The 25,324-nt window shown below is 47.1% G+C and carries 22 protein-coding genes and 3 pseudogenes; 8 read left to right on the forward strand and 17 right to left on the reverse strand.

The annotated features are described in order from the left end of the window. Positions 1–37 precede the first annotated feature (37 nt). The 3 genes from rsmF (at position 38) to FH968_RS01805 (ending at position 2,129) form a co-directional block, all read left to right on the forward strand. The gene (gene rsmF / locus FH968_RS01795) at positions 38–1,480 is read left to right on the forward strand and encodes a 16S rRNA (cytosine(1407)-C(5))-methyltransferase RsmF (protein WP_139876666.1); all 1,443 of its coding nucleotides are present in this window, start codon (positions 38–40) and stop codon (positions 1,478–1,480) included. A gap of 111 nt (positions 1,481–1,591) precedes the next feature. Next, on the forward strand, positions 1,592–1,831 hold the full coding sequence (locus tag FH968_RS01800; protein ID WP_139876667.1) for a YebV family protein: 240 nt from the start codon (positions 1,592–1,594) through the stop codon (positions 1,829–1,831). Positions 1,832–1,937: 106 nt separating this feature from the next. Then, positions 1,938–2,129, forward strand: coding sequence for a YebW family protein (locus FH968_RS01805; protein ID WP_139876668.1), 192 nt, complete (start codon positions 1,938–1,940; stop codon positions 2,127–2,129). Positions 2,130–2,131: 2 nt separating this feature from the next. On the opposite strand, the gene FH968_RS01810 is transcribed toward FH968_RS01805, so the two are convergent. The 4 genes and pseudogenes from FH968_RS01810 to FH968_RS24120 all read right to left on the reverse strand — a co-directional run. Then, complete coding sequence (locus tag FH968_RS01810; RefSeq protein WP_139876669.1) at positions 2,132–2,776, reverse strand: metallophosphoesterase; 645 nt, start codon at positions 2,774–2,776, stop codon at positions 2,132–2,134. Between the two features lie 55 nt (positions 2,777–2,831). Then, the gene (locus FH968_RS01815) at positions 2,832–3,359 is read right to left on the reverse strand and encodes a GNAT family N-acetyltransferase (RefSeq protein WP_139876670.1); all 528 of its coding nucleotides are present in this window, start codon (positions 3,357–3,359) and stop codon (positions 2,832–2,834) included. A gap of 419 nt (positions 3,360–3,778) precedes the next feature. Continuing rightward, positions 3,779–5,269 carry a SulP family inorganic anion transporter gene (locus tag FH968_RS01820; protein WP_139876671.1) on the reverse strand — a complete coding sequence of 497 codons (1,491 nt, stop codon included), beginning with the start codon at positions 5,267–5,269 and terminating at the stop codon, positions 3,779–3,781. A 148-nt stretch (positions 5,270–5,417) separates the two neighbouring features. Continuing rightward, positions 5,418–5,639 (reverse strand): annotated as a pseudogene (locus tag FH968_RS24120) (transposase); the annotation flags it as partial. A gap of 84 nt (positions 5,640–5,723) precedes the next feature. On the opposite strand from FH968_RS24120, the pseudogene FH968_RS23790 reads away from it, so the two are divergent. Beyond that, a pseudogene (locus FH968_RS23790) lies at positions 5,724–5,864 on the forward strand (IS4 family transposase); the annotation flags it as partial. 46 nt (positions 5,865–5,910) lie between these two features. On the opposite strand, the gene FH968_RS01830 reads toward FH968_RS23790, so the two are convergent. The 3 genes from FH968_RS01830 to FH968_RS24125 form a co-directional block, all read right to left on the reverse strand. Then, a complete protein-coding gene (locus FH968_RS01830; RefSeq protein WP_139876672.1) occupies positions 5,911–9,252 on the reverse strand; it encodes an autotransporter outer membrane beta-barrel domain-containing protein in 3,342 nt (1,113 codons plus the stop codon). 1,053 nt (positions 9,253–10,305) lie between these two features. Next, complete coding sequence (locus tag FH968_RS23600; protein ID WP_189388975.1) at positions 10,306–10,494, reverse strand: hypothetical protein; 189 nt, start codon at positions 10,492–10,494, stop codon at positions 10,306–10,308. Further along, complete coding sequence (locus tag FH968_RS24125; RefSeq protein ID WP_139876673.1) at positions 10,439–10,846, reverse strand: conserved phage C-terminal domain-containing protein; 408 nt, start codon at positions 10,844–10,846, stop codon at positions 10,439–10,441. Before FH968_RS24125 ends, FH968_RS23600 begins: the two co-directional genes overlap by 56 nt. 39 nt (positions 10,847–10,885) lie before the next feature. On the opposite strand from FH968_RS24125, the pseudogene FH968_RS01840 reads away from it, so the two are divergent. The 4 genes and pseudogenes from FH968_RS01840 to FH968_RS01855 all read left to right on the forward strand — a co-directional run. Then, a pseudogene (locus FH968_RS01840) lies at positions 10,886–11,173 on the forward strand (tyrosine-type recombinase/integrase); the annotation flags it as partial. A gap of 329 nt (positions 11,174–11,502) precedes the next feature. Next, entirely contained in the window at positions 11,503–12,171 is a 669-nt protein-coding gene (locus FH968_RS01845) for an SOS response-associated peptidase (protein ID WP_139876674.1), read from the forward strand. Positions 12,172–12,624: 453 nt separating this feature from the next. Then, positions 12,625–13,398 (forward strand): hypothetical protein, encoded by a 774-nt coding sequence (locus FH968_RS01850; RefSeq protein WP_139876675.1) that lies wholly within the window; start codon positions 12,625–12,627, stop codon positions 13,396–13,398. Between the two features lie 246 nt (positions 13,399–13,644). Further along, positions 13,645–14,169, forward strand: a complete 525-nt coding sequence (locus tag FH968_RS01855; RefSeq protein ID WP_139876676.1) for a hypothetical protein — start codon at positions 13,645–13,647, stop codon at positions 14,167–14,169. 181 nt (positions 14,170–14,350) lie between these two features. Here the strand turns inward: FH968_RS01855 and FH968_RS01860 are convergent, their stop codons facing one another. The 10 genes from FH968_RS01860 to FH968_RS01905 form a co-directional block, all read right to left on the reverse strand. Continuing rightward, on the reverse strand, positions 14,351–15,730 hold the full coding sequence (locus FH968_RS01860; protein WP_139876677.1) for a reverse transcriptase domain-containing protein: 1,380 nt from the start codon (positions 15,728–15,730) through the stop codon (positions 14,351–14,353). Continuing rightward, positions 15,723–16,262 carry an SLATT domain-containing protein gene (locus FH968_RS01865; protein WP_139876678.1) on the reverse strand — a complete coding sequence of 180 codons (540 nt, stop codon included), beginning with the start codon at positions 16,260–16,262 and terminating at the stop codon, positions 15,723–15,725. The genes FH968_RS01860 and FH968_RS01865 overlap by 8 nt, the downstream gene beginning before the upstream one ends. A gap of 337 nt (positions 16,263–16,599) precedes the next feature. Beyond that, positions 16,600–17,868 carry a Y-family DNA polymerase gene (locus tag FH968_RS01870; RefSeq protein ID WP_139876679.1) on the reverse strand — a complete coding sequence of 423 codons (1,269 nt, stop codon included), beginning with the start codon at positions 17,866–17,868 and terminating at the stop codon, positions 16,600–16,602. Between the two features lie 2 nt (positions 17,869–17,870). Continuing rightward, positions 17,871–18,290 (reverse strand): translesion error-prone DNA polymerase V autoproteolytic subunit, encoded by a 420-nt coding sequence (locus tag FH968_RS01875; RefSeq protein ID WP_139876680.1) that lies wholly within the window; start codon positions 18,288–18,290, stop codon positions 17,871–17,873. A gap of 481 nt (positions 18,291–18,771) precedes the next feature. Continuing rightward, positions 18,772–19,431, reverse strand: a complete 660-nt coding sequence (locus FH968_RS01880; protein ID WP_139876681.1) for a hypothetical protein — start codon at positions 19,429–19,431, stop codon at positions 18,772–18,774. A gap of 380 nt (positions 19,432–19,811) precedes the next feature. Next, on the reverse strand, positions 19,812–21,791 hold the full coding sequence (locus tag FH968_RS01885) for a tail fiber protein (RefSeq protein ID WP_189388956.1): 1,980 nt from the start codon (positions 21,789–21,791) through the stop codon (positions 19,812–19,814). Continuing rightward, positions 21,718–22,866 carry a hypothetical protein gene (locus FH968_RS01890; protein ID WP_139876683.1) on the reverse strand — a complete coding sequence of 383 codons (1,149 nt, stop codon included), beginning with the start codon at positions 22,864–22,866 and terminating at the stop codon, positions 21,718–21,720. Before FH968_RS01890 ends, FH968_RS01885 begins: the two co-directional genes overlap by 74 nt. 43 nt (positions 22,867–22,909) lie before the next feature. Beyond that, positions 22,910–23,779, reverse strand: a complete 870-nt coding sequence (locus tag FH968_RS01895; RefSeq protein WP_139876684.1) for a DUF2612 domain-containing protein — start codon at positions 23,777–23,779, stop codon at positions 22,910–22,912. Next, on the reverse strand, positions 23,772–24,977 hold the full coding sequence (locus FH968_RS01900; protein WP_139876685.1) for a baseplate J/gp47 family protein: 1,206 nt from the start codon (positions 24,975–24,977) through the stop codon (positions 23,772–23,774). Before FH968_RS01900 ends, FH968_RS01895 begins: the two co-directional genes overlap by 8 nt. Further along, positions 24,977–25,324 (reverse strand): hypothetical protein, encoded by a 348-nt coding sequence (locus FH968_RS01905; RefSeq protein WP_139876686.1) that lies wholly within the window; start codon positions 25,322–25,324, stop codon positions 24,977–24,979. Before FH968_RS01905 ends, FH968_RS01900 begins: the two co-directional genes overlap by 1 nt.

Here is a 25,324-nt window from a genome sequence, read left to right on the forward strand (position 1 = left end):
CTACACTCCACCCTTCATTTTTTTCTGGACTTCCTTCGTGGCTCACTCTCAAACCGCCTTTCTCCCACAAGCCTTTCTTGATGTTGTTCGCGATGCGCTCCCGGCAGGCCAAACACTCGACAGCTTTATCGAATATTGTCAGCGCCCGCTGCGTCGTAGCCTACGCGTTAACACACTCAAGATTTCGGTCAGCGACTTTCTAACACTTGTCGCCCCTTACGACTGGCATTTGACGCCGATTCCATGGTGTGCAGAAGGGTTCTGGATTGAGCGGGATGACGAAGAAAGTCTGCCACTTGGTAGCACCGCAGAACATCTAAGCGGCCTGTTTTATATTCAGGAAGCGAGTTCCATGCTGCCGGTTGCAGCCCTGTTTGCCGACGGCAATCAACCAGAACGCATTATGGATGTTGCCGCAGCCCCGGGTTCAAAAACCACGCAAATAGCCGCCCGTATGGGTAATCACGGTGCAATCCTTGCCAATGAATATTCCGCCAGCCGGGTGAAGGTGCTGCATGCAAATATCAGCCGTTGTGGTATCAGCAACGTAGCACTAACACACTTTGATGGCCGGGTATTTGGTGCCGCATTGCCAGAATGTTTCGACGCTATTTTGCTGGATGCCCCATGTTCAGGCGAAGGCGTGGTGCGTAAAGATCCCGATGCGCTACGCAACTGGTCGCCAGAAAGTACCACTAGCATTGCGGGTACCCAGCGTGAATTGATTGCCAGCGCTTTCCATGCACTCCGTCCTGGTGGCACGTTAATTTATTCAACCTGCACCCTAAACCGTGAAGAAAATCAGCAAATTTGCCAGTGGCTGCTCGACGAATGGCCTGATGCAGTTGAAATCGCACCGCTTAACGATTTGTTCCCTGAAGCAGAGAAAGCCATTACAGCAGAAGGTTATCTGCATGTATTCCCACAGATTTATGATTGTGAAGGCTTTTTCGTTGCCCGTTTGCGTAAAACAGCATCGGTAGAAGCCCTTCCTGTGCCGGGCTATAAAGTCGGTAAATTCCCATTTGCGCCACTGCATGGCAAACAAGCGGCTGAAGTTACTGCCGCTGCTAAACAATCGGGAATAACCTGGCAAGATGACCAACAACTTTGGCAACGAGACAAGGAAATTTGGTTATTCCCAAAAGAGATTGTTTCTTTATTTGGCCAGGTTCGTTTTTCACGGATTGGATTGCGCCTGGCTGAGCAGTACAACAAAGGCTATCGTTGGCAGCACGAAGCGGTTATCGCTTTAGTGCCGGGAGATTCCCCGCTGGCGTTTGCGCTCACTGAGCTTGAAGCTGATGAATGGTATCATGGGCGTGATATTTACCCTGAGGTGACACCGTCACTTAACGAAGTTATTGTCACTTACCAAGGACAACCTCTTGGTCTGGCAAGAAAAGTAGGATCACGATTGAAAAACAGTTACCCGCGTGAGCTTGTCCGTGACGGAAAACTGTTTGCATCCAGAGGCTGATGGCCTAAAAAATAGTCGTCATGATGTTTGCAGTTTTTGTACGTTTGTCTACGCTCTAAAGTGGTGGCCTTACTGGTCATACCACATGTACGCAGACCCAAGGAGAGCTAGATGACGAGAACTAACGTACGAATAGGCATCTTCGAAATTGATGATGCTGAATTACATGGTGAGCAACAAGGGGATCGAACGTTGAGTATCCCTTGTAAATCTGACCCAGACCTGTGCATGCAACTTGATGGCTGGGATGATGAAACTAGCATTCCAGCCGTTCTTGATGGAGAACATTCAGTCCTTTACCGTCAACATTACGACCAAAAATCTGATGCCTGGGTCATGCGTCTTGCATGATTCAAATGAACCCGTCGGCCTGGCGGGTTAATTAATCTGGCCTGATTACCCTTCTTCCTGTGACTTCCCCTACAATTAAGCCAAACGGTGCAACTCAGAGGCGTCAATGTTTGCGTTGGTTTTATTTGTTTGCTACCTGGACGGTGGCTGCGAGGATATTGTGGTAGACGTGTTTAATACCGAACAACAATGTCTGGTTGGGATGGATGAGCAACGGATCCGCTATGGCGGATGCTTTCCGGTAGAGGATTTTATTGATGGCTTCTGGCGTCCGGCTCACGAGTATAGCTCGCTTTAACCTTATTGAACCTGCACCATGGTCAGCTTATTACCGAACACAGCTCCGGTATCAATGTAGTATTGATTATGAAAATGGCCGGCCTCTTTTAGTGGTGTATGCCCAAAGTAGAATTCATCTGCGCCGTCGATATCTTCGCCTCGTCCTTGTAAATTCTTGTTGAGACGGTCGCGGCTCCAGACCAGCAAATGCTCATCAACAGGCTGATTCCAGCTGTAGTGCGATGCGGGATAGTCGGCATGGGCAATAACCAGTGTCTTACCGTGCGTGTGCAATTCAATCACCAACGGCAAATCACGGCAGTGTAATATCGCTTGCTGCACGTTTTGCTGGAGTTGTTCGGGTAATTCCCGATACCAGTCACCCCCATTCATTTGCCAGAGCATTCCTTCACCTTCGTCCAGCGCTTCTAATGCCATCTCCTCGTGATTGCCCTTCACCGCTTTAAACCACTTACTGCCGAGCAACGCCAGACAACCGGGGCTGTTTGCCCCGCGATCGATAAGATCACCCACCGAAATAACCAGATCCTTGTGATAATCAAAATGTTGCAGTTTGAGTTGGCTTATAAAATCAGGAAGGCAACCGTGTAAATCCCCAACAATAAAGACATGACGCCAGTTTTCACCGTCAATTCTCTGATACATACTGCCTCCACTTTGTTTATTTATTGCTCAATTATAAACCAGTGGGAGGCAATGGTTAGCGCTGAGGTCGAATGAACATTTTTATCTGCTTACCGTGGTATTCGACATAATGCTCAAACTGGAAGCCAAATCGTTCGGCCAGGTGGATGGAACGCAGATTATCGTCATCAATAATGCAGCAAACGGGCATGGTAAATTCACAATCAGCCCATTGCAAAATGGCACTCAACGCTTCGTTTGCATAGCCTTTGCCGTGTACCGACGGAATTAACGACCACCCTGCTTCCGGGAGTTCGAGTGCCGGTGTCAATTCGCGATGTGCATCCTGAAAACCAAACGAGCCTATAAATCGCCCTGAATTTTTTTCAAATACTGCCCAATATCCGTAACCAAGTGCCTGCCAATGGCCGATATAACGCAGCAGCCTTCCCCATGTCATTTCCGCCCCTTGCGGCTGTCCACCACCAATAAATTTCACCATTTCTGGATCGGCCCAGCAGGCAGCTAAATCTGTGAAATCGTCCAGAGTAAAATGCCGGAGAATTAAACGCTCAGTTTCCAGGCGAGGTGCTGCATTAACCATGACCTTTTCCTTCAATATATTAATTACGAAACATTTTTAAGTTATTCTGCCGACATACAGACTACGACACAACACGCATAACGAGAGAAAGAACCGCAGGAGTTGGGCAGGAGAAAACAGACTGAAAAATAGAAAAGGCTGCAAATCTGCAGCCTTTAGAGAGGTGATACGAGTTATCTGGTAAATTTTTCCGCTTCTTCAAGCGATTCAATACGGCTTACACCCAAGAGTACTGCAGTAATCTTTCTACCAAGTACCCACCAGTTTACTATCGAGGATCAGTTTCAAACTTTCTGGCACCTCCGTTTCACTCTGGAACTGGTACTAATCTAGCAGCACTGATGATGCAAAAGTAACGGCAGATTCACAGTTTTGTCATCTGATGTTCAAATATGTCTTTTCATCGCCAAAGCTTGTAATCAGACCTTACCGCTTAGCCGTTCATGGAATTTACTGCTGCGCACATCCAATCCCAATATTTGCACTTTACTTTCATAACGTTGATAGCGGTTTTCGATAGCATCAAGCACCGCTACCGTCGACACATCCCATATTTGCGCCTGAGACAAATCAATAATGACGTTCTGCGGATCATCGGCATACTGGAAATGCTCAAACAAATCGTTACTACTGGCAAAGAACAGCGGCCCGACTACCTTATAATGAACTGATTTTCCGTCATCAGATAATGTTCTTTCCGCGCGTACCACGTGAGCGATTCGGCGAGCAAAGAGAATCATTGCAAAGATAACCCCACCAACCACACCAAGCGCCAAATTCCCGGTTGCGACCGTGACCGCCACTGTAGACAACATCACCAGCGTTTCCGGCAGAGGTATTCTTTTTAATGTGGCTGGCTTAACGCTATGCCAGTTAAGCGTTTTCACCGCCACTATCATCATAATTCCCGCTAAAACTACCATCGGGATCATTGCCATCAATTCACTCAAACCGGTAACTAACAGCAACAGTACCAAACTTGCGGCAAGTGTCGAAACTCGCGTGCGTCCTTTGCCAAGTTCCACATTAACCATGGTCTGACCAATCATCGCGCAACCGGCAATACCACCGTAGAAACCCGCAAAAATATTGGATAACCCTAATCCCCAGCATTCACGACGCTTGCTTGAAGGAGTGTCGGTCAACTCATCAACTAATTTGGCGGTCAATAAAGACTCCATTAGGCCAACGAATGCAATACTCAACGCACAGGGCCAGATAACCCGTAGCGTATCCAGATTCAGTGGCACTAACAGTTCCGTTAATCCTGGCAAGCCAGCAGCCATTGTCCCCGAATCCCCCACCGTCGGTACTGAAAAACCCATGCCTATGCACAAAGTGGTAATGACAATCACCGCCACCAATGGCGACGGAACAGATTTGAACACTCGCGGGAGGAACAGAACAATTGCCAGCGTCAATGCGAACAACCCCCAAACCAGTGGGTTATTTCCCCAAATATGTGGCACCTGCGCGAAGAAAATCAGAATGCCGAGTGCATTTACAAACCCGGTCATCACAGAAAGTGGTATATAGCGCATCATGCGAGCAAGCCCGCTGACACCAAACAGAATCTGTATCAACCCAGCAAGCAATACGGCAGGGAAAATGTATTCAACACCATACTGATGCACCATCGGGCCGATGACTAACGCCACTGAACCTGCGGCGGCAGTCACCATCGCAGGGCGTCCGCCAAGAAACGACATGGATAAACACAACACGATGGAAGCAATCAGACTGACTTTCGGGTCAACACCCGCGATAACTGAAAATGAAATAATCTCCGGGACTAACGCCAATGCGGTTACCACTCCAGCAAGGGTTTCCCGAGCAAACAGACGTGGGCTACGCAAAACATAGGCGAGAGAATTTTCCCGGTTATGTGCTTCAGTTTGGGTTGTGGTCATAATTATCGTCTTTGCAGGTTTATTGTTATGAATGGGGGGGCTGAACGGGCCGGACGTGATTGTACAGACAGGTTAGTAAGGATACTAACTAAAGTGATTGTCGCTTTTCATTTCTATAGCGAAGAGGGTTGAAGCATTCTTTAGCAGGTCATTGCCGCTTTGCAACTGACAAACTGCGTTTCAAGTTCCTGTGCTCGCCGTTGTTCAGGTGTGATAGCACTGACGGTCGGGGTATCCCCCTGACTTCTCCACGATACTGACGTAACCAGCCGTACAATGTTGAAAGACCAATATTCATTGTTTCAGCAGCCCAGGGCACCGAATATTTATGCGGAAGAACAAGATTGACACTTTCTTGTTTGAACTCATGGGTAAACGTTTTTTCACATTCTCACCTCGTTAGTATTGCTCATCATATCTCTAACAAAGTGACCTGTTTGATTAGACCATTACAAAGCATCGTAGGGTAATATCGTTGTTAATACTTGCGGAGAATGTATTCAGACATTCCCCGCAAATATTAACATCAGTGTCACTGGATAAAGCCCTACAAAAATTACAGCGGCTATATTCAGATATGATGCTTATCTACTGATAGTTACTGGGGATCCCTCAGGGGGAAACCCCATTCAAATTTCAATTTAGAAGCTGTACTTCACTCCAACCATCGCGGCTGCGTCGTTATAGCCTTTATCACCGACCTGAACGCCGACATTACCCCACAGATTCAGGTTATTATTAAGCTGCCCCTCAACACCGGTTTTGATTTCCCCGATATCGCGTGCACCACTCTGATAAACGCTCTCGCCATCCATTCGGGTGCCGAAGTCATTGGTGTTATGGATCCAGTTAACTTCTACAAACGGCTGGAAGGTTCGGTTTTTACCATCATCAATTTTGTTGTGGCCCTTCAGGAAAGTACGCACACCCAGACGCGTTTGGACATTACCGTCACCTTCACCATTCACACGAGTGCCGTTACTTTCACGGTGGTCATCTGCCTTAACCCCCATCCAGATAGCTTGCGCCTGAGGCTGGACATACCACTCATTCAGAGAACCCTGGCTGCCAGTATATTCACCCAGTTTGTGGGTGTAGCCCAGCTCGATGGATGCGGTGATGCCACTGGATTTGTAGGACTCACCCTGAATATCCTGGCCTTTCACATCGTTGTTGAACCAGCCGTATTGCGCCCAACTATCAACATAGGTCCCTTGATAGGTTTCGTCGTTTTCATACCAGGTGGCGTACAGGCCCGCACTGTAACCATTCACAGAACCTTTGGAATGATATCCGGTAACTTTGGAGTGAGTGTTGCTGCTGTTATTACCGTAACCCGCCATTGCCCCAAGGTGCAGACGTTGCAGACCATCGCCGCTCCACTGCGCCAGATCGCCGCCCAGTTGCACGACGTAACGGTTGCTCTGAGTGTTGAGCTGGCCGCTGCTATCTTTCCAGTTGTTATGCCCACCAACCTGGCGCAACCACAGACTGGTGACTTTCTGCTCACCGGTTAGTGCGTCGGTGTACTGAGTTTCCCCCAGACGGTCATGCAGTCGGGTGACAAACATGGTATTAGCAGCAGCAAGGTTCGCGGTATAGCTGGCCGATTCCGGACGAACGACAGGAGTACCTTGATGTCCTGACTCAGGTGTCGTTGGTTTTGATGGCTCAAGCGGAGTGAGTGGCAATTCTGTTGACGGCTCAATCGGTACAATCGGTACAATCGGTACAACCGGTACAACCGGTACAACCGGTTCGATTGGCGGTTTATCCCCCATACTAGTCAAATACCAGTTGGCCCCTTTTTGCACCAGGTTGTAATCATACGCCCCGGCAACAATACGTCCTGATTTGGTGAAAGTACCGTCAGATAGACCTTTCACATCAACAAGTTCGATGCCTTCAACTGTTTCCGCGCCATGGCCACCGATATTGCTGATCTTCATGAAGGTGTTGCCAGTGGTATCACCGTTGACCACCAGTTTATCTGTCACAGAAGCGTCATCACCCAAAACAGTGTTCATCACCAGAGTGCCGTCCTGCCCGTGCCAGTTATTGGCGGTCAGGGTGTGCCCGGCTGTCATTGGTGAAGTGGTTGGCTCAGCATAATTTATCGTACCCGCCAGGTTTACGTCGTCGACCACAGAGTCACCCGTCATGTTCCAGGTACTGGGTTTATCGATGTTTACATCGGCTGGGTCGATCTTGCCGGTTAGCGTGGCACCGTTACGCAGAGAAAGCGCGCTGTTGTCTTTGCCGATGATATTACTGGTTAACTGGGAGCCACCCTTACTGCCATCAAGCACTAACTCGCCGCCATCGATATGGGTGTCACCAGTCCAACCTGTTTTGCCGGTCAGCGTCAGGGAACCGTCACCGGTTTTAGTTAGGCTGCCTTCAGAAGTGCCATCGACAATATTTCCGGCGTAACTGGAATCATCTGCGGCTGTCACATTGTTGACGGTCAGTGTTGCACCATTCAACTGAACTTCCCCCCCGGTACCGCCAAGACGGTTCACCCGTTGGTTATTGCCGTTCAAATCAAATACGCCACCATTGATATTCACTTCATCGCTGCTGGCAATGCTATCAACTTCATCAGTACGCAGCGCACCTGCGTTGATGGTCGTTTTACCGGTATAGGTATTTGCGAAAGCTAAAATGGTGGTGCCATCGCCTTGTTGGGTCAATGAACCTGTGCCTGAAATCACACCTGAAAGCGTGGTTTCCGTTGGGTTAGTGATGACAAATGCGCTGTTGTTGAGGACGTTACCGACGATGGTGCCTGAAGTGCTGCCATCACCCAGTTGCAGAGTACCGCCGCTGATAGTGGTGCCACCGGTGTAAGTATTCGCGCCAGTCAACACAGTCGTGCCACTGAGGTTCTTCACTACTCCCTTACCTGAAACTTTCGCAGAAAGAAGGTAATTTCCTGAGGTGTCTGAGTGGTTAAACACCAGCGCATTATTTGCATTCAGCAAATCAATTTTTGGTGTTCCCAGCGTGCCTGCTGAAGTGGCAGGCGACCCTTCTTCAGCGCCGATATAAATAGTGCTGCCATCGCCCGCTACATTGATGCCATCTCCAGCTACGACGCGGCCTTGATCGGCAACGACCAACTTCCCGGTACTGTCAGCGAGGCTGCCATCCTCGGAGTTAAAACCGATGGAGAGTGTGCGATCCGTTCCAAGATCCCAGGTTGAGCCTACGCCAGTGATGGTCGCATTGCCTGTCGATCCCGCGGATGTGGCAATACCACCGCCATTACTGTTGATGGTGCCACCTGTTGAAATATTTAAGGTGCCAGTTCCGCTGCCACCCACATTCAATGGACCATCAGTAATCGTCAAATTGGAGCCATTTCCTGCGACATTCACGGTACCGTTAGCATTTGCACCATGGCCAAGAGTGGACGATGAGTTGGAGATCACTTTCCCACCGTTGGTGATGTTTAGTGTTCCAGTACCGTTGGTTCCGACGGTTATCCCGGAACTTGGGTCTACATTCACAATTAACTGAGAACCTGCGCCATCAACGTTGACCACACCGGTTCCACCATCATTCTGTCCGATGTTTATAAACTTAGCGTAAGCTTCGCCACCGTTCTTAATATCCAGCGTGCCATCACCCCCCCCGCCCACAGTTGTGGTTCCGCCGCCACCTGGAAGGTTAGAACTGGCGACACTGTCGTACCAAGTGCCACCATCAATGGTTAGTGTTCCTTTATCGCCGCGACTGTAACCCAGTACTGAACCCGAACTCTGACCCGAGGTATGCCCTGAGGCAACAGTCTCACCCTGGTTGATAATCAGCGAGCCAGTACCGCCATTACCGATAAATAAGGCATCCGGGTTTTCAGGAAAATCAGCAATGGTTTCATCTTGATTGATTGTTACGGCGTGGACTGCAGTAGTACACAGCGAGACTGCGATAAATAAACCCAGACCTTCGCGTGATACCGCTTTATAAATATACTTCATACGATTTATTATCTCGAAATCTATTATTAAAAATCTAATAGATTGGGATTCATTCCCATGTTTCTGGTTGCAATAAATGCAATTCCTAATTATATAAAAATGAGCAAAAGTCAGTATCCGAAGACACTGCTTGTTTAGTTTTCATACAACTCATTACTCATTAATGTATCATTTCAAACAGAGAGAAGGGAATTGAGTGCCAGTATTATTAATTTTAGATAAGTGTAATCATTCAAATTGGTTTAAGAAGTCAGGATAAACCCTTATCTGTTATGGTCTACATTTTTAACCAATTTCAATAAAATAACGATATTATCTTATGATCATTAATTTAATTAAGATGTTGATTTTAAATACTTTTATTTATTCATTAAACAGCAAATTATTGATGGGCAATCATCAGGTGATACTGCTAATTTTAAAACAGTTTCTCTTGGTAAAAATTTAGCCTTATTGATTTAACTTAAGCGCATCGGTGGAAGTTTTTATTTACATGCAAGTCGTAGTATTTTTAAATTATTGTTAAATGATAATCATCTCATTTCCCGTATTGACTATTTATTCTCCTTTTAATCGTATATATAGCTTAAAAACCATAATTTTATAGTGGAGTTATGGTTTGGCGGGAACAAATTTGATCATGAAATAGACAATGGTGATTAATATTGTTGTTTATTTGTTCATAGATGAGCGGGAAATAATCCCGCTTGGTTAATACCGTTTCAATGAAATAAAGAAGGGTGTCTGAGACAACACTTTTCACATTTTGGTGGAGTAAAAAGATCACAAATCTCTATGCTTGTCTCGATTTGTGGGGATGTCTCAGCGCTCCGGCGGTTTTTTAATGCTTATCTGTAACAGTCGCTAGTACCCGTTGGGCTTGATCAAACTCTGGAATGTAATGATGTTGTGAGGATTTTGCATATGACATTATCCGCAAGCTGGATACACCTCACTTTAGCTGGCTTGCTGTAGGTATAATTATTGGCAATTCTCCTACCCTGTAACCCAATATGTATTCGTCTAAGCTTTTTTCATCTGCATGATACAGCTCTAATTAACCTGCAATGCCGCTACCTGCATGGCATGGTGAGAGACATTTCGCTTTGTGCATTGCAACTTCTCCAGCGCACGCACCTTATGTGATGACAACGTTTTCTCAGACAGCATAAATTTCGCGCATAAGTCAACCACTGGTATGCCCGGAAAAACTGCTTTCAGTACTTCCAATACTGTTTTCATCATTTTCTCCAGAATCAGACGCTGGCCATGTTAATTTTTTCGTTGTCGTGGATGCGCTGGGTATTTTCTTACCAGAGCTTGTCCCAAATACGTTTGGCAGCGTCCGGGGACATATTTTTGATGTCTGCCGTGGTCGCGGAATTACGTGTTGCAATTTCAATGACGCTTTTTTCAGGATGTTTACACTTGAACCAAGAAAGCGTTTGCGAGCGAGTGGCCGATACCCCTCGAATCTTTCGAAACTGAAACGTGTCTTAGGGCAGAGGTATCGGGATATTTTGAAATCTTTAACCCAGAGTTCCGCACGGTGATCGATAACCAGGGTCAGCTCGTCAGCAACGTATTTCCCCACTGGTACGTGCCGGACAAATCACGACCATTCGTCAGCAGCCTGGCGAACCGTTGTGATTTTCTGATTAGTTCTGGCAGAAGAAAAAACAGCGTTGACGGCAGTGTCAATCTTGATGGGTTAACCAAAGGATTTGTGAAGGCAAGAAATGCTTCTGGAATTGAATTTTCTGAACAACCGCCGACCTTCCACGAGATACGGAGTCTGGTCAGTAGATTATATGAAGCGGAACACGGGAAGGAATTTACTCAGAAACTTTTAGGTCATACGACTCAAAAAATGACTGAAAAATATTTGGATTCGAGGAAAAAGGAGTTTATGTTGTTATGAGTCTATTAAGCGGAAACTCGAAAGCCCGGATATTAGTTCTCAAACCGACTCACGTAAGCAATTGTTTTAAAACATATATAAAAAAAGACCGAATACGATTCCTATTCTCGTCAAACACCATTAATATCATTTAAAATCAATGCGTTAGGAAACAAACTCACCATTCTTTTCTCTTGAAAGCATGTTAATTCATTTCAGCATAATCAAATACTTGGCATTTTTACCGTAACCTTTCGTGGAATTTTCGAGATAACTTCGCACCGATCCAACCCACCTTCTGCTCTAATAACTTTGCGTAATCTATACTTCCATTTTAATTGGAGGTGACCATGTGCGGACGTTTTTCCCAGTCCCAAACACGTGAAGATTATCTTTCCTACCTTGCAGATGAAGCTGAACGTAACATTCCCTACGACCCCGAGCCTATTGCTCGTTATAACGTCGCGCCCGGCACTCGGGTTTTATTACTTTCTGAACGCGACGAAAAGCTGCATGTTGACCCTGTTCACTGGGGTTATGCACCCGCATGGTGGGATAAAACCCCGTTAATTAATGCCCGTGTTGAAACAGCAGCTACCAGCAGAATGTTTAAACCGCTGTGGCAACATGGCCGCGCTATCGTTTTTGCTGACGGTTGGTTTGAATGGAAAAAGGATGGCGAGAAGAAACAGCCCTACTTCATTCACCGCGCCGACGGGAAGCCTATATTCATGGCCGCCATTGGCAGCACACCATTCGAACGTGGTGATGATGCAGAAGGGTTTCTGATAGTGACTACGGCTGCGGATAAGGGGCTTATTGATATTCACGACCGTAGGCCATTAGTTTTGTCACCAGAAGCTGCTCGTACGTGGATGAGACAGGATATTGGTGGGACGATATTGGAGGATCTAGTTGTACAGGGTGCTGTTGCAGCAGATAAGTTTGCCTGGTATCAAGTTACACGCGCTGTGGGGAATGTAAGGAAGCAAGGTTCCGACCTTATAAATCCTATATAATCTGAACATGTAGCCCTAAAATCGCTCAGTCACTAAAACCACTATGTTTTCTACACATTTCAAAATTTTAGTTCACCATTCCACTTCCCCATTCTACGCAATGAAACCTATTTATTGCCCCTAAAACTGTCCTTTTCACCCGTTTATAATGAATTACTGCTCCTAAAATGCCCCCGGCTTTGGCGCTTCGCTGGGCTTGAACTCATGAAAACTCTGAGCCTAGTTTTTAACAACTTTCGAAAACGATCCAGTTCTCACGAGCACCCAGACTCACTCAGACACTCTTTGCACTCTGAGTACAATCAGACCTGATAGCCAGTAGTACCATTAGCGGACATTGTTAATTCCTCACTGCATCATTCATAGGGGCTGATTAGTGGGTGCTATAAAGTTGCCAATCGACAGAACTGTGTATAGCTTATGCCTCATGAATTAAGCGACAGGCGTTATGATATGGATATTAAGGAGTTTCCACCGGGAGTCATCGAACATCTTGGCTGGTATGTATATCGTCTGATTGACCCAAGAGACGGCAGTACGTTCTACGTAGGAAAGGGAAAAGGGAATCGTGTATTTGCTCATATGCGTGGCGAGGTCATAGCGGTTGATGACGACGAGTTACTGAGTAACAAGCTCAAGCAACTTCGAGATATCAGATTAGCCGGTCTTGAGGTTATCCATGTTATCCATCGACATGGTATAGCTGACGAAAAGACCGCATACGAGGTTGAAGCTGCACTCATAGACGCCTATCCCGGTTTGACTAACATCATGAGCGGTGCTGGCAGTAATGAGTTTGGTGCTGCGCACATCAAAGAGTTAATCGCTACATATCAGCCTGAAACAATTGTATTCCAACATAAGACCCTGATGATATCCGTTAACAGGACTTCCAAAGATATTGACCTCTATGATGCCGTACGTTTTAGCTGGCGTGTCAGTGTTGAACGCGCCCGTAAGGCTGAGGTCATACTGGCGACAGTAAGGGGAATCGTGAGGGGCGTATATGTCGCTGATGAGTGGCTCAATTCAACCCGTGAGAATTTCCCAGAAATGCCTTCATGGGACGCGGAAGACGAGTTTGAAGCAACCCAAAGTTCTCGCTCTGGGTTCCGGGGTAGGCTGGCATCTCCTGAGATCACACAGCTTTATCTCGGTAAGAAGATCCCTGATGACCTCAGAAAGAAAGGCGCTATGTCTCCTGTGAGATATTCACCAGGATTTTGATTTCTGAATGGGGCAGGATTCGACTCAGAGTCACTTTTCTCTCATGACAGGCTTCTCCTGCCAGAAACGGACATTATTACCAATTTTTTGGTGTATTACTTCAATGTTTCTACGGTTTCTAGATGATTTATTTGATACGATTGAAGACTCAATAAAAATTTGCATTTATAATTCATTACAAATTAATGGGCGCACTAACAGTGCCCACTGGGAACTCCAGCCATTAATCAAATGATATAGGTCACCATGGATACTTCAGAACACTGTAAAGAAGTTTACGCATACTTTGGCCTTGCCATGTATAGGGCCCAATGTGTTGAGCAGTCAATAGTACAGTTACTAATTTTCTTTGATTTCTTTAAAGAAAATGTGCCTAAATTCCGCACCAGTGAGGAGTGGGAAAAGGACTTCGATAAGTTTGATAAGGTGTTATCAAAAAAAACAATGGGGAGTCTTTTAGGTTTAGTAAAAGATCTAGGAATGTTAGACAATGATATTGAAAATATACTTTCTTTAGCTTTACAAAAACGAAACTGGTTAGCTCATGAGTATTTTGTTGATCATGCTTTAGACTTTATAAATGAAGCTGGTAGAAATAAAATGCTTAAAGAACTTGAATGTACTATCGAGATATTTAATTTGGTTGAAGATACATTGCAACCTATTTCCAGTTCTGCTGCACTTAAGTATGGGTTAACTGACGAGGCTTTGGAGGAAATCAAGAGAGAAATGTACAAATCTGTTGAAAGTGATTTTAATGCAAACAACTAGTCTGTTTTTCATTAACAATGAGAGGTTACACCGGAAAGAAAAATAGAAATAGTTATTAATATTTATAGCCTGACGACAGGGCCACGCCAACTGCCCTGCCCAAAATTAAATACGCAAACCTAATTTTTTATACATTGGTTGCAAAACAAATATGCGAAATCCATTAATGTTCTTGAGTACATTAAGAAAAGCCAGAAATGTCCTGCTCAAGTTCTTTGACAGATGTTGAGATCTTGTAATTAAACATTCTAGTAACTGATGCATTACTTAGCTTATTAACCTCTTCTTTCCCAATCCATAAAGAGACAATCTCTCTTTGCTGTTCTATTGCTAATGAATCAAAATTGGGAATATATCGATGAGAATCTTTATCTCCACGCTGCCATTCATAGTATGTTTTGATCAAAGACTTTGGCCTGATATCCGTCTCTAACCCAAAGCGTTTAGTTAACTTTCTTATTGTGTGATTAACAGTTCTGAACTGAACGGTGTTTGATACTTGAGAAAAATAAGCCACCCAGCCCATACGTTTCCCATTAAAAATACAACCTGTAATACGCAAGTTTATCTTCCATTGACAGTACGCTATTGCTCGTTGCTTATCTCTCTTATTATTAGCTTTAGATAAAGCATGTCGATAGGCAGTAAATATTTTTGCAAGTGAGGATTCAAATCGAAGTATGCTATCCTTCTTTATTCCAATTCCTTCATTATTTACTTCATAACCTAAGAAGTTAAAGCTTTCACTCAATAACCCTACTTTTGATTTTGATTTTGATTCAACGCTATCTATTGGATGAGGAGAAAGGCCAATACTTTCCAGTTTTTTCACAATAATGTTGGCCATTTCAACTGCTCGGCCAGTCGGAGTTAATATGAGTATGTCATCAACATATCTTTTATACCAGATATCAGTAACAAGGTTAATTTCAGTATCGACATTTTGCAATGCAATTTCTGCCAATACATTAGAAATGGACAATCCCTGCGGTACACCAATGCTATTTTTAATTACGCCCTTGCTCCCTTTCGTCTCGCTTACTGTAGGGGTAGAGATAGCATTGTAAATTAATCCTCTGAACTCGGCTTTTCTGATTTTATTTTTTATGGAATCTTTAATTAATGCATGCGGAATTGAGGGGTAGAAGTTCTTAAGATCAATTTTGGCATACTCAGAGTACAGGCCAGAACTTATAGACTCTTTAAGTGACTCAATCACAACCTGAGGTAGCGAAAGCTTTGCACTCGGGAATACATTGATTAGAGCATCACATAGTGCTCGAAGAGTAATTCTATCCCGCACCGTCGGAATCGAAATCTGTCGAGGGTTTGAATGAGCGCCTTTAGAAATCAATTTTTCTTTGTAAGCAGTGAACTTATAGTTACCATCAACTACCTTTCTCACTATCAGGGCTATTTCATCCGCGCTGTTTTTTTCGAAACCACTTGGTCGTACACGATCTATACCAATTGCACCTGAGTCTTTAATCTTATCAAAAAATATTTCCTTAAGGTGTTTAGAAGTAAAATATCGTTTAAAACTACGCGCTGCACTACTCATAGAGGAACAATCCAACGATAAAAGGGGCCAGATATGCAAATGCTAACATTATATATTTAACAAAAAAGGCAGCATAAACATGTATATATTCTGTCCACTTAGGAGATCGAGATATTAACAGTGAAGAATTTTTCACGCGGAAAATTTTGTCATCCATGTCATTATGATTATCTACTTCATTTAAAAGTTCGTCATATTTTGTAATATCGGTATCCATTACCGATCCCCTAGAATTTATTACATTATAAAGATGCTGCAATGCCAAGTAATTATTACGCATATTCATTGCGCGACCACGGAAATTTCTGTTTGTAACAGATAATGACACACCGAGTAATGCAATTGACAAAATTGCGCTAAAAATATCAGTATCGCTACCCAATAAATTTGGGTAACGAATTACAACCACAGCCAAAGCAACCCCTAAAACAGCGTACCAAACGAGAAGAAATTGGGAGTGTGTATCCATCCACTCTAATCGATGATATGCATGAATTCGCGCCTTATAGGTGAACCATATTTTGTCCTTCATGAACATCTCCGTATGAAAAGAGAGAAGAGAGACAGGGAAAATTGGAAACTATTGAACATCCCGAAGGGATCAGTGAGCCGAAGCTCAACAGCTTACGCTGTTCTTTATCAGAGCCGCCCTTACCATAAGTAAGAGGAAGAACCTGCCTCTCTTCCGTCATTTATAACACTGATGAATAGTATTAATCAACATAATATCAAAGCTTTAATCTATTATTTATTAATTTAGTTGGGATAGTTTAATGGGATCTTTTTTGTAGCATTACTAATAAACTGCAAGGTAGATTTAACGTCTGCTTCTCGCTCTTAGCTGACTTTCAGTTCTAAGTTAATGCAAGCTAACGAACTACCAGCAAATCCGCATAGCGTGTTGTGTATCGCGGCGACAACATTTTTCTTTTCATCTGCCACGGTTGCTGTATGCCCTGCCCCGCAAAGTACAGCGTGCAACGACCCTCTTTACGGTTGAGCTGATCCAGTACCTTCATGAGTGGCTCGCTGTTCTTTCGCGGGGCGTTGTCATCAAACAGATTCAACTGAGCAATCCCCTGACTGAAGAAATCACCGAGCATGATGCCCGCCTTCTGGTAACGGTGGCCATCCTTCCAGATAGCATCGAGGCAGCGCGTCGCGGCGGCAATAATATCCCGGCTGTCCTGCGTGGGTGTCAGCAACGTTACAGCCACCTGATTACCATAATAGGGCTCGTTAAGTGCAAAGGGGCTCGTCTTAACGAATGCTGAGATGTGCCGACAGAACTGGTGTTCACTCCGGAGTTTCTCAGCTGCACGCGAGGCATAACTGCAAATCGCCTGGCGCATCTGTTCATACTCCGTGATCCGTTCACCAAAGGAACGGGAACAGACTATTTCCTGTTTTGTAGGCGCAAATTCTTCAAGCCCCAGGCAAGGCTCGCCGCGCAGCTCGCGCACGGTACGTTCGAGCACGACATTGAAGTGTTTACGGATAAAACGGACATCAGTATCCGCCAGCTGGAGCACGGTTTTAATCCCCATCGCCTCGAGCTTCTTCGTTATTCGCCGCCCCACTCCCCAGACTTCATCAACCGGCAACGCTGCCATCAGTTTGCGTTGCTTATCAATATTCGACAAATCAACGACCCCACCAGACTCGGTTTGCCATATCTTTGCTGCGTGGTTCGCGAGCTTGGCCAGCGTTTTGGTTTGCGCAATGCCTACACCTACAGTCAGGTGGGTTCGCTTCAATACGGTTGCGCGTATCTCCTTGCCAAATTCCCGCAGGTTCCGGCAATTACGCACGCCCGTCAGGTCGCAGAAGGCTTCATCAATTGAGTATATTTCGCAGCGCGGGGACATTTCCTCCAGCGTGGTCATCACCCTGTCGGACATGTCAGCATACAGTTCATAATTACTGCTGAAGCAGACAACACCATACCGGCGGAACAAATCCTTTTGTTTGAAGAAAGGCTCCCCCATTTTGATATCCAGTTTTTTGGCTTCAGCACTGCGCGCGATAACGCAGCCGTCATTATTCGAGAGGACAACAACAGGACGGCCTTTCAGGTCAGGCCTGAATGCCGTCTCGCAGCTGGCATAGAAAGAGTTAACATCGCAGAGGGCAAACATATTCAGCGCGCGGATTTAACGATGAACGTGACCACGCCGAATATCTCCAGCTCTTCTTCACTACCAATAATGATAGGGCTGTAGGCGCTGTTTTGAGGATTAAGCTGAACGGTCGGGCGCAGCTGTAATGTTTTGGCCGTAAACTCTCCGCCCACTGCCGCAATAACGATATCGCCATGCTCGGCGGTGCGGGAACTGTCGACCACCAGCAAATCCCCGTCGCTGATCCCACCATCTGTCATTGAGTCACCTGCCGCTTTGACGAAATAGGTCGCGCTCGGGTGTTGGACCATCAGCTCATTGAGATCGATACGTTGCTCTACGTAATCCTGAGCCGGTGACGGAAAACCGCACTGTACCAAATCACTGAATAATGGAAGCATTGCTACTGGGCGCAATTCAGCAGGTTTATAAATTTGCATAATAAGTAACCACTGGACGATAACTGTATTTATATACAGTATTAATATCCTATCCCCAAATCAAGCTCGATCCCGGTGTAAACTCAGTCAAGATGGGGGTTACAGCACAAACTTGATTACCAATGAAGGGCTTACGGGCTTGTAAATATTTCATCCATGCCTGGCAACTTACATCAGTGTTCACCCCACTCTGAAAAGCCAAGTGCAAAGGACTCGTGAGTGAAAAGACCTGCAGAACTGAGTAACACGACTTACAAGGCTACGGTAAGGATCCATGTCAGCTATGAGCGAGGAGCTGACGTCATATGTAATTTATAGGAGCGGTTATAGGCTGACCTGAGCAGTGGGAAACGGATACAGCAGCACCTGATGTCCCAGATGAATCTGGGACATCAGGTATGTAAAAAAGAGATGGGGATCTAGGGGGGCCGTAGGTTTAAATCAGATGAAAACCTGCATGAGGCGCGAATAAACCAAAGGGTTAGTCAGAAAAAAGCCGAGCATAATTAATAACCCTCGACATAGTCATCTGCTGACCATTATCTCCATTTGCTTTTGGAGCCTGATCATCTGGTTTCTTCTGCGGCTGTCCCGCTTTAGAGAGCGAGGCTGCCGGATTGAGCTGGGCATTCTGTCTCATATTCATTATCTCTAAGTACCTGTTATGGATTATCTTTAATGTTTCTTGTAAATTTAAGCAGTATCGATTCTTAGCAAAATCATTAACCAAGGGAATGTTATTGAATTCCATTCCGTTGCGACCCCAAGTTGCTCTATACACTTTTCCGCCAGATAACGGATCTCGCCTGTATGCATATTGTATAGCACTTGAGACTTTACACCTAACCGATGACGCTGAAAACCCTTTATAACGTCTCTTTTTCCTGAGTTTTTTTTCAGTATAGTAGATGCATTCAGCAGCAAACATCCCTCCAGACGAACCTAAATCATAGGCGACCGACTTACGTCTGACCTGAACCATGGGGGGCGTGTACATACCTAGCATGATACTACCTGTACTTTTCTCAAGGACGACCGTACCGAAGAAAAAATCATCCACATCCATATACAAACTCATCAGGCTGGCGTATTGATCGCCAGTTATCACTTTCAGCTGAAGCGCTTGCATAAGTGCTATCATGGGATGATCTCCACACATAAAAGAGACAGCCTCGTGCCCCTTGAAGTTGATGTGGATTGCCTTCTTTTCAAGAACATCCCTTCGCTGACGCCCATCAGAAGACCATTTCCCATCACATGCGGCAAATTCGTATTCACGGTATATCGTTGTTGTCATAAGAAAAGCTGGATTATTTGAAATCGCTGGAAATATAACACAGTTAATGTACCTTCAGCCAATGAGACCTAGAATAAAACGCACTGAGGAATCTATCAATGCTCGCACCAGCATAAGTGAGTTCGTCGGACGTCTACGCTACTACGTTGGCTAATACACCTAGGGGCTAAACTTCCACTTCTGGTACACAAGCAACATTCAGGTTTCAATCCAGCCCCCTCACATCAATACTCACCCCATGCTGAAAACTCCAACGGCTCCCCAAATGCAAAGCGCCGGTATTCTTTGTCAGAGTTGTATGGCCAGTAGAACTGTCGACATGCACCTTCATCCACGCCCGTCCCCACAACACGTAGCGCACCGGCAACCTCTTCCGGATAGTTGAGCTCTGCCGTGGCGCTGCTGCTGACGTTCTGAAAGTAGTCACCCGGTACCGTCAGGCTGTTCAAATCTGTCTCTGCCGGTAGTGAATCTTTCGCCTGTGGCACCGCGCCAACGTCTGCGGCTTCCAGCGAATCCTTTGTGGCCAGTTTCCCCAGACCCAGATTGTCCCGCGCCTCTTGCTGGTCCTCTTCACCTGCGTCTGCAATCTCAGAAAGATTGGCATCAATGCGTAAATACTCCTCAACCACTTCAACCGGCAGCACCTTTATGGTTTTAGAGGCCACCACCCCTGAATACACCCCTGTCACCGAAATCGTGGCGGTACCGGCTCCCCTTGCCTCAACGTCCCCTTCTATGAAGGTTAAAACAGACGAGTCGGACGAGCTGTACTGAACGCTCTCGGTATAGTTGGTTGGCGTGAACGTTAAACCTGCTGTAATGCTCTCCCCTTCGTTCATTTTGTCAGGCACGACGAGCCCGATTTTTGTCAGCCAGATATTCTGTGTGACGATGGCGGTGCCGGTGACGGTTCCATTATCTGTTTTCACCGTCGCAATAACGGTCTGCTCACCGGCTTCTCCCGCGGTTGACGTATACATGCCCGATGCGTCAATACTACCCAGCGTCGCATCCGCAATGCTCCAGGTGATGACATACCCCCCGGCAATCGATGCGGGCAAAATGGTCCCGGTGAATTTTCGTAGTGAACCGGCCTGTATGGTTCCGGTGGCAGGCGACACCACGATAGCGGTCGGGTACTCAGCGCCGTCCTGTTCTTCCGCCTGGTCCGTTTTAATGATGTACATCGCCGCGATATTTCGTGGGCGTGTTTCGGCAGCACCTTCCTCCGATGTACCCGCATTCGTGGTGATACGCGTGTACTTCCCCGGCCAGTAAACCCCGCGGATAACCTGCGGACCGGTCAGACCATCGTTTGAGCGTTCCAGTGGTGCGGAGTGGCTATGTTTTTCAAACGCGCTGAATTGCTCACTGCCAATCCCACGTCCCCCATCCGGATCAACGCCTGCGCCATTATCCCAGGCACGAACAAAGCGGCCTCGCCAGTCAGGCACCTGTCCTGCCGGGTAAAGTTTAAAGAGTTCGGGGTTGTCCGCCGTATTAAACGCCTGGCCATTGACCTCGATCCACCCGTCAGGCGGCACCGTTGCCCCCCACATCACAATTGCCCCCACGGGCAGGATAAAAGGCGTGACGGAAGTATTGATCGACTCCTCAATTTTATCCTGAAGCTCATCGGTCACTTTCTTCAGGCGGCGCGGGGTAATAATCAGCACCCCACTCTGGCCTGTCGCTGTGTCAGCATCGCTCGCTTCCGCGTAAATAAACTCCTGCCACTGGGTGGTATCACCCCCCGGAACGGCGGTGTTCCCGTCGACCAGAGAGACATAACTTTTAAAGGCCACGTCAGCGGTTACCCGGTAGCGCACCACGGTGCCCACACCATAAGCAAAAGCGGCCCCGCCATTATCAGCCGCGGTAATAAACTCAGGGAAGGCTCCGGTCTGGTACTGACGCAGCGCGACAGTGATAGCGTTGAGAATGCCGTTCATCGCATCACGCTCTACCGCTTTGGCATGAGCGTCAGCATCCATATCTTTTTCGTAATCCAGCCCCCAGCCTTCGTTAAAGCTGACTGTGCCATCCGGATTATTGGTTTCTGATATTGCAGCTTTATCCCCATTTGCTGCCCAGGGCGTTCTGAAAAAGTGTTGTTCCATATGATGATTAATCCATGCCGTTTTGTGTGAGGGTTGTTCCAACCACCATTTGAATGACAACCCTGAACGGTAAGATTGCATTAGGCTCCAGGATGACTTCCTGTCCATCTTCGAGGTTAAACACACGTTTAGGGGGGCCACTCATAATGACGGCAAAGGTGACTGTGGCGGTCGTGGCCGTAAATTTTAAGTGGGTCTCAAAGATTTGATAAGAGATGTATTTGTCGTTCACATCGAAATAATAATTCTCAGGTTTAAACCTTAACAGACTATAAAGCCCGACCCCTCCCAGCGCGGTCATCCCCACAGGGTTATTGAGGGTTAATTCAAACGTATAACGTTCAGCCCCACCGGGTAAGAGTGTGCTCTTGTCCAGCAAGTCGGTTAACGATGCCGTACTCACTTTGGGGATGACAGGGTGGGCACCATTTACAAATAATCCATCACGGTTCTGCTTAATAATATTCCTGTCGGCGGGGTCAAGAACAACGGATGCATTGCCTTTAAGCCATTCAAGAAAATCCTCCTCAGTCCCTTCATGACCCGCATCAAGCCAAATCTGGAACGCAGATTTTCCGTCATCGCCACCTTCACCATCTTTTCCTGGTTTGCCCTGCATGTAAGCCAGATATGCGGTTTCACTGGTGTCGGCCCCTTCCGGTTGCGCCGCAGCCCATACGTCATATGCAGATGCCCCGGTATCACCGTCTTTCCCTGTTTCTCCTGGCTTCCCTTGCTGAAACTCAAGATAGGCTTTCTCAGACGTATCAGCGCCCCCGGGTTGTGCTGCGGCCCAGATGACATAGGCGGATTTTCCAGGGTCACCCGCATCCCCGTCTTTACCGTCAGTCCCTTCTTTTCCCTTCTGGAACGCGATATAAGCGGCTTCGGAGGTATCCGTTTCGTCGGGCTGGGCATCGACCCAAAATTGATATGCAGACTGGCCATCAATACCGGAGGGGATAAGATCTCTTATTTGCTCAATCGTCGCGTGCCGGGTTTCATTACTTTGCACTACCGGGAATAATTCAGAGCCTGAGAGTTTTTCTGCCGGTGTCAGATTGGATATTTCGACACCATCATCACCAACGCGACAAATAGCGGAAATACCTGCAGGCAAAACGCGTAAAGGTTTGCGCTTTCTTTTTCTTTCCATTAATTAAGTCCAACCTGAATGTAGATTGTTAAAACACCGGAAATTACGGTGATAATTTAATGCTGAGAGGTTCTGATTCCAGTTCCAGCGCCTGGCAGTCGAACTGAATCAACATGACTCGGGCAACCGCTGTCACCGGCGCGACAATATCCCTGACGCTGAAAGCGCCTTCTGCATCAGATACGACATGTTTAACGGACTGGCTACCGTCTGCCGTGGTGAGAATGACCGCCACGTCCTGATCGCCAACGCTGAGGTCATTAACGATAATCTGGCCACTCAATACGCCTCCCGCCCAGGCCAGCGTTATCGACCCGTAGTAATACTGCGGAGGTGTGCCGTCGCCATACCAGAACGGCGCACGGCCAAAATTGTTGTTGAACCGGCCAAAGCCAAAGGGTTTACGCTTAATCACCCGGTGCTTCAGCATCCCAACCCCCTGTGGTCGGGGTATCAGGTCGTAATCTTCCACCAGCTGCTGCACGGCGATGCTGACCGTGTCTTCGTGCCACACCAGGCGCATTGTCATGTCCTGCGCATCGAGGACGATGGCCTGAACATCGAGAATGTAATCCGCTGCAGCCTTCACATCATCGATGGTGGCGATCCCGTTGTTCTTGCAGATTTTGGCCTTAATCATTTTCCGGTACAGCGCATCATCCACTTCTGCCATGACACACCCGGGATAAAAACGTCCCACCGGCCTCTTACGGTACCCGGCGATACGCCCACAAATATTCAGCTGTTCCCCCTCGGCACTGTCGATATGAAGAATGCGCCGTACCTTATCCAGCTGCGCCGCAAGGTCAGACTGAATGATGTCCGGAAGCGTCAGTATCCACTGCAGGAGTTTGGGGGCGTTTCTGTACTGCAGGTAAATTCGGGACGTGGCTTTCTTGCGGTAATCAAACATAGTTAACCTGGATATTTTCCGGGCTGAAGACACCGAGCTGATTGAACGCGGCTGCAATCACCCCTTTGGTAATATCGTCAGGGCTGGTACCGATAAGGATACTGCTGACGTAATCATTACCCGCCACATAATGGTTAACCGGCGTATAGAGACGCCCGGCAGCCAGCGCCTCACCAATACGAAAGCCCTGCTTTGCAAAACCGCTGGTTTCGTCGAAGCCGACCAGCGTGTAGTCCACCAGGTCCCCTTTGATTTTCTCCTTCTCATCCTCACCCAGCGTGCGGGTGCTGATATTCACCTGCACATAGACAGTGACGTATTCCGGGCGGAAAAACGTAATATTCACCGGCTGCTTTTGAGGGGTGAACGCGTCGATGCTGGTTTTGTTCGGGAAGGTGTTATGGCGATTCAGGCCGCAGCCCGGGTTTTTGTGGGTCGCCATGGCCAGCACAATATCTTCCATTTCACCGCCATCGATGAACACCGCCATGCTGTGGCCATAAACTCCATGCTGGTCGATTTCTGAATCCGGATTCTCGTAAACCAGCGACTGCTTTACGCCGGTGACGTTATCCAGTGCAGCACGCATGTTGTCGATTTGGTTGTTGCCGGGCAGCGCAACAGAGTAATTGCGGCGTACCCGGAAGGCATTGTCACTTTCTTCGGCCCGACCCAGACTGGCGCCACTGGTGTTGATTACCGAACGAATGCGGGCGACCGGTGAGGCAATGATGGTCAGCGTGCCGGGGTTTGCCCCCTCAGCGCCCGCTGTCGTACACGTCACGCTCACGGTGGCCTTACCATTGCTGTGAGTTATCACTGCAGAATCGGTTCTCCACAGCGTGCTGCTGACGCGGTGACGAACCAGGGTACCGGCAGGGATTTCGATAAGACCATCCCCTTCAAACTCCACCACGTCCGTTGAAAAGCTTTCAGGCTTACGGTGCAGACCGGCAAAAGCAGCAATCTGATCGAGCTGCTGCCCGACCGCTGAGTTGGGGTCCGTCGAGTGATAGGCGTTCACCACTTCCTCGTCGACGTTCGCCAGCGCTTCTGACCACGCAGCAATCGCCAGGCCGTCCGGAGTTTCCGGGTCGATATTCCAGGCACGGTCTACCGCCAGATACTTCTGGCTCACCTCTTCTTTGTACTCCTGCAGGGTTTTACCGGTGACCCCATACTTCGTAATTTCGGCCATCACACATCCTTTTCAAACAGGAATTCGAACTGCTCGTGATTGATATCCGTCAGGCTGGCCAGCACGGTGAATTTGCGCTTTTTGGTGTCGCTGTTCATCTGGAAGACATTGATGGCCATCACCCCGCGGGTGGATAAAATGCGCTGCTTGATATTCGCCTCCGCAATGTCCCGGGAGGTTTTGCCGAGGATGCTTTGAAACCACGGCGTGCCGTCGGTCGCATCCAGAAAGTACTCCCCCAGAAAAAGACGAAGCCTGCAAATGCAGGCCTGTTGAGTTTCGGTTTTGCCGGTGACGAAGGGGTTGCCACTGGTGGCGATATCGCCGTCCTGAAAATTTCGGATCAT

The organism is Buttiauxella sp. B2 (genome assembly GCF_006376615.1).
GTDB lineage: Bacteria > Pseudomonadota > Gammaproteobacteria > Enterobacterales > Enterobacteriaceae > Buttiauxella.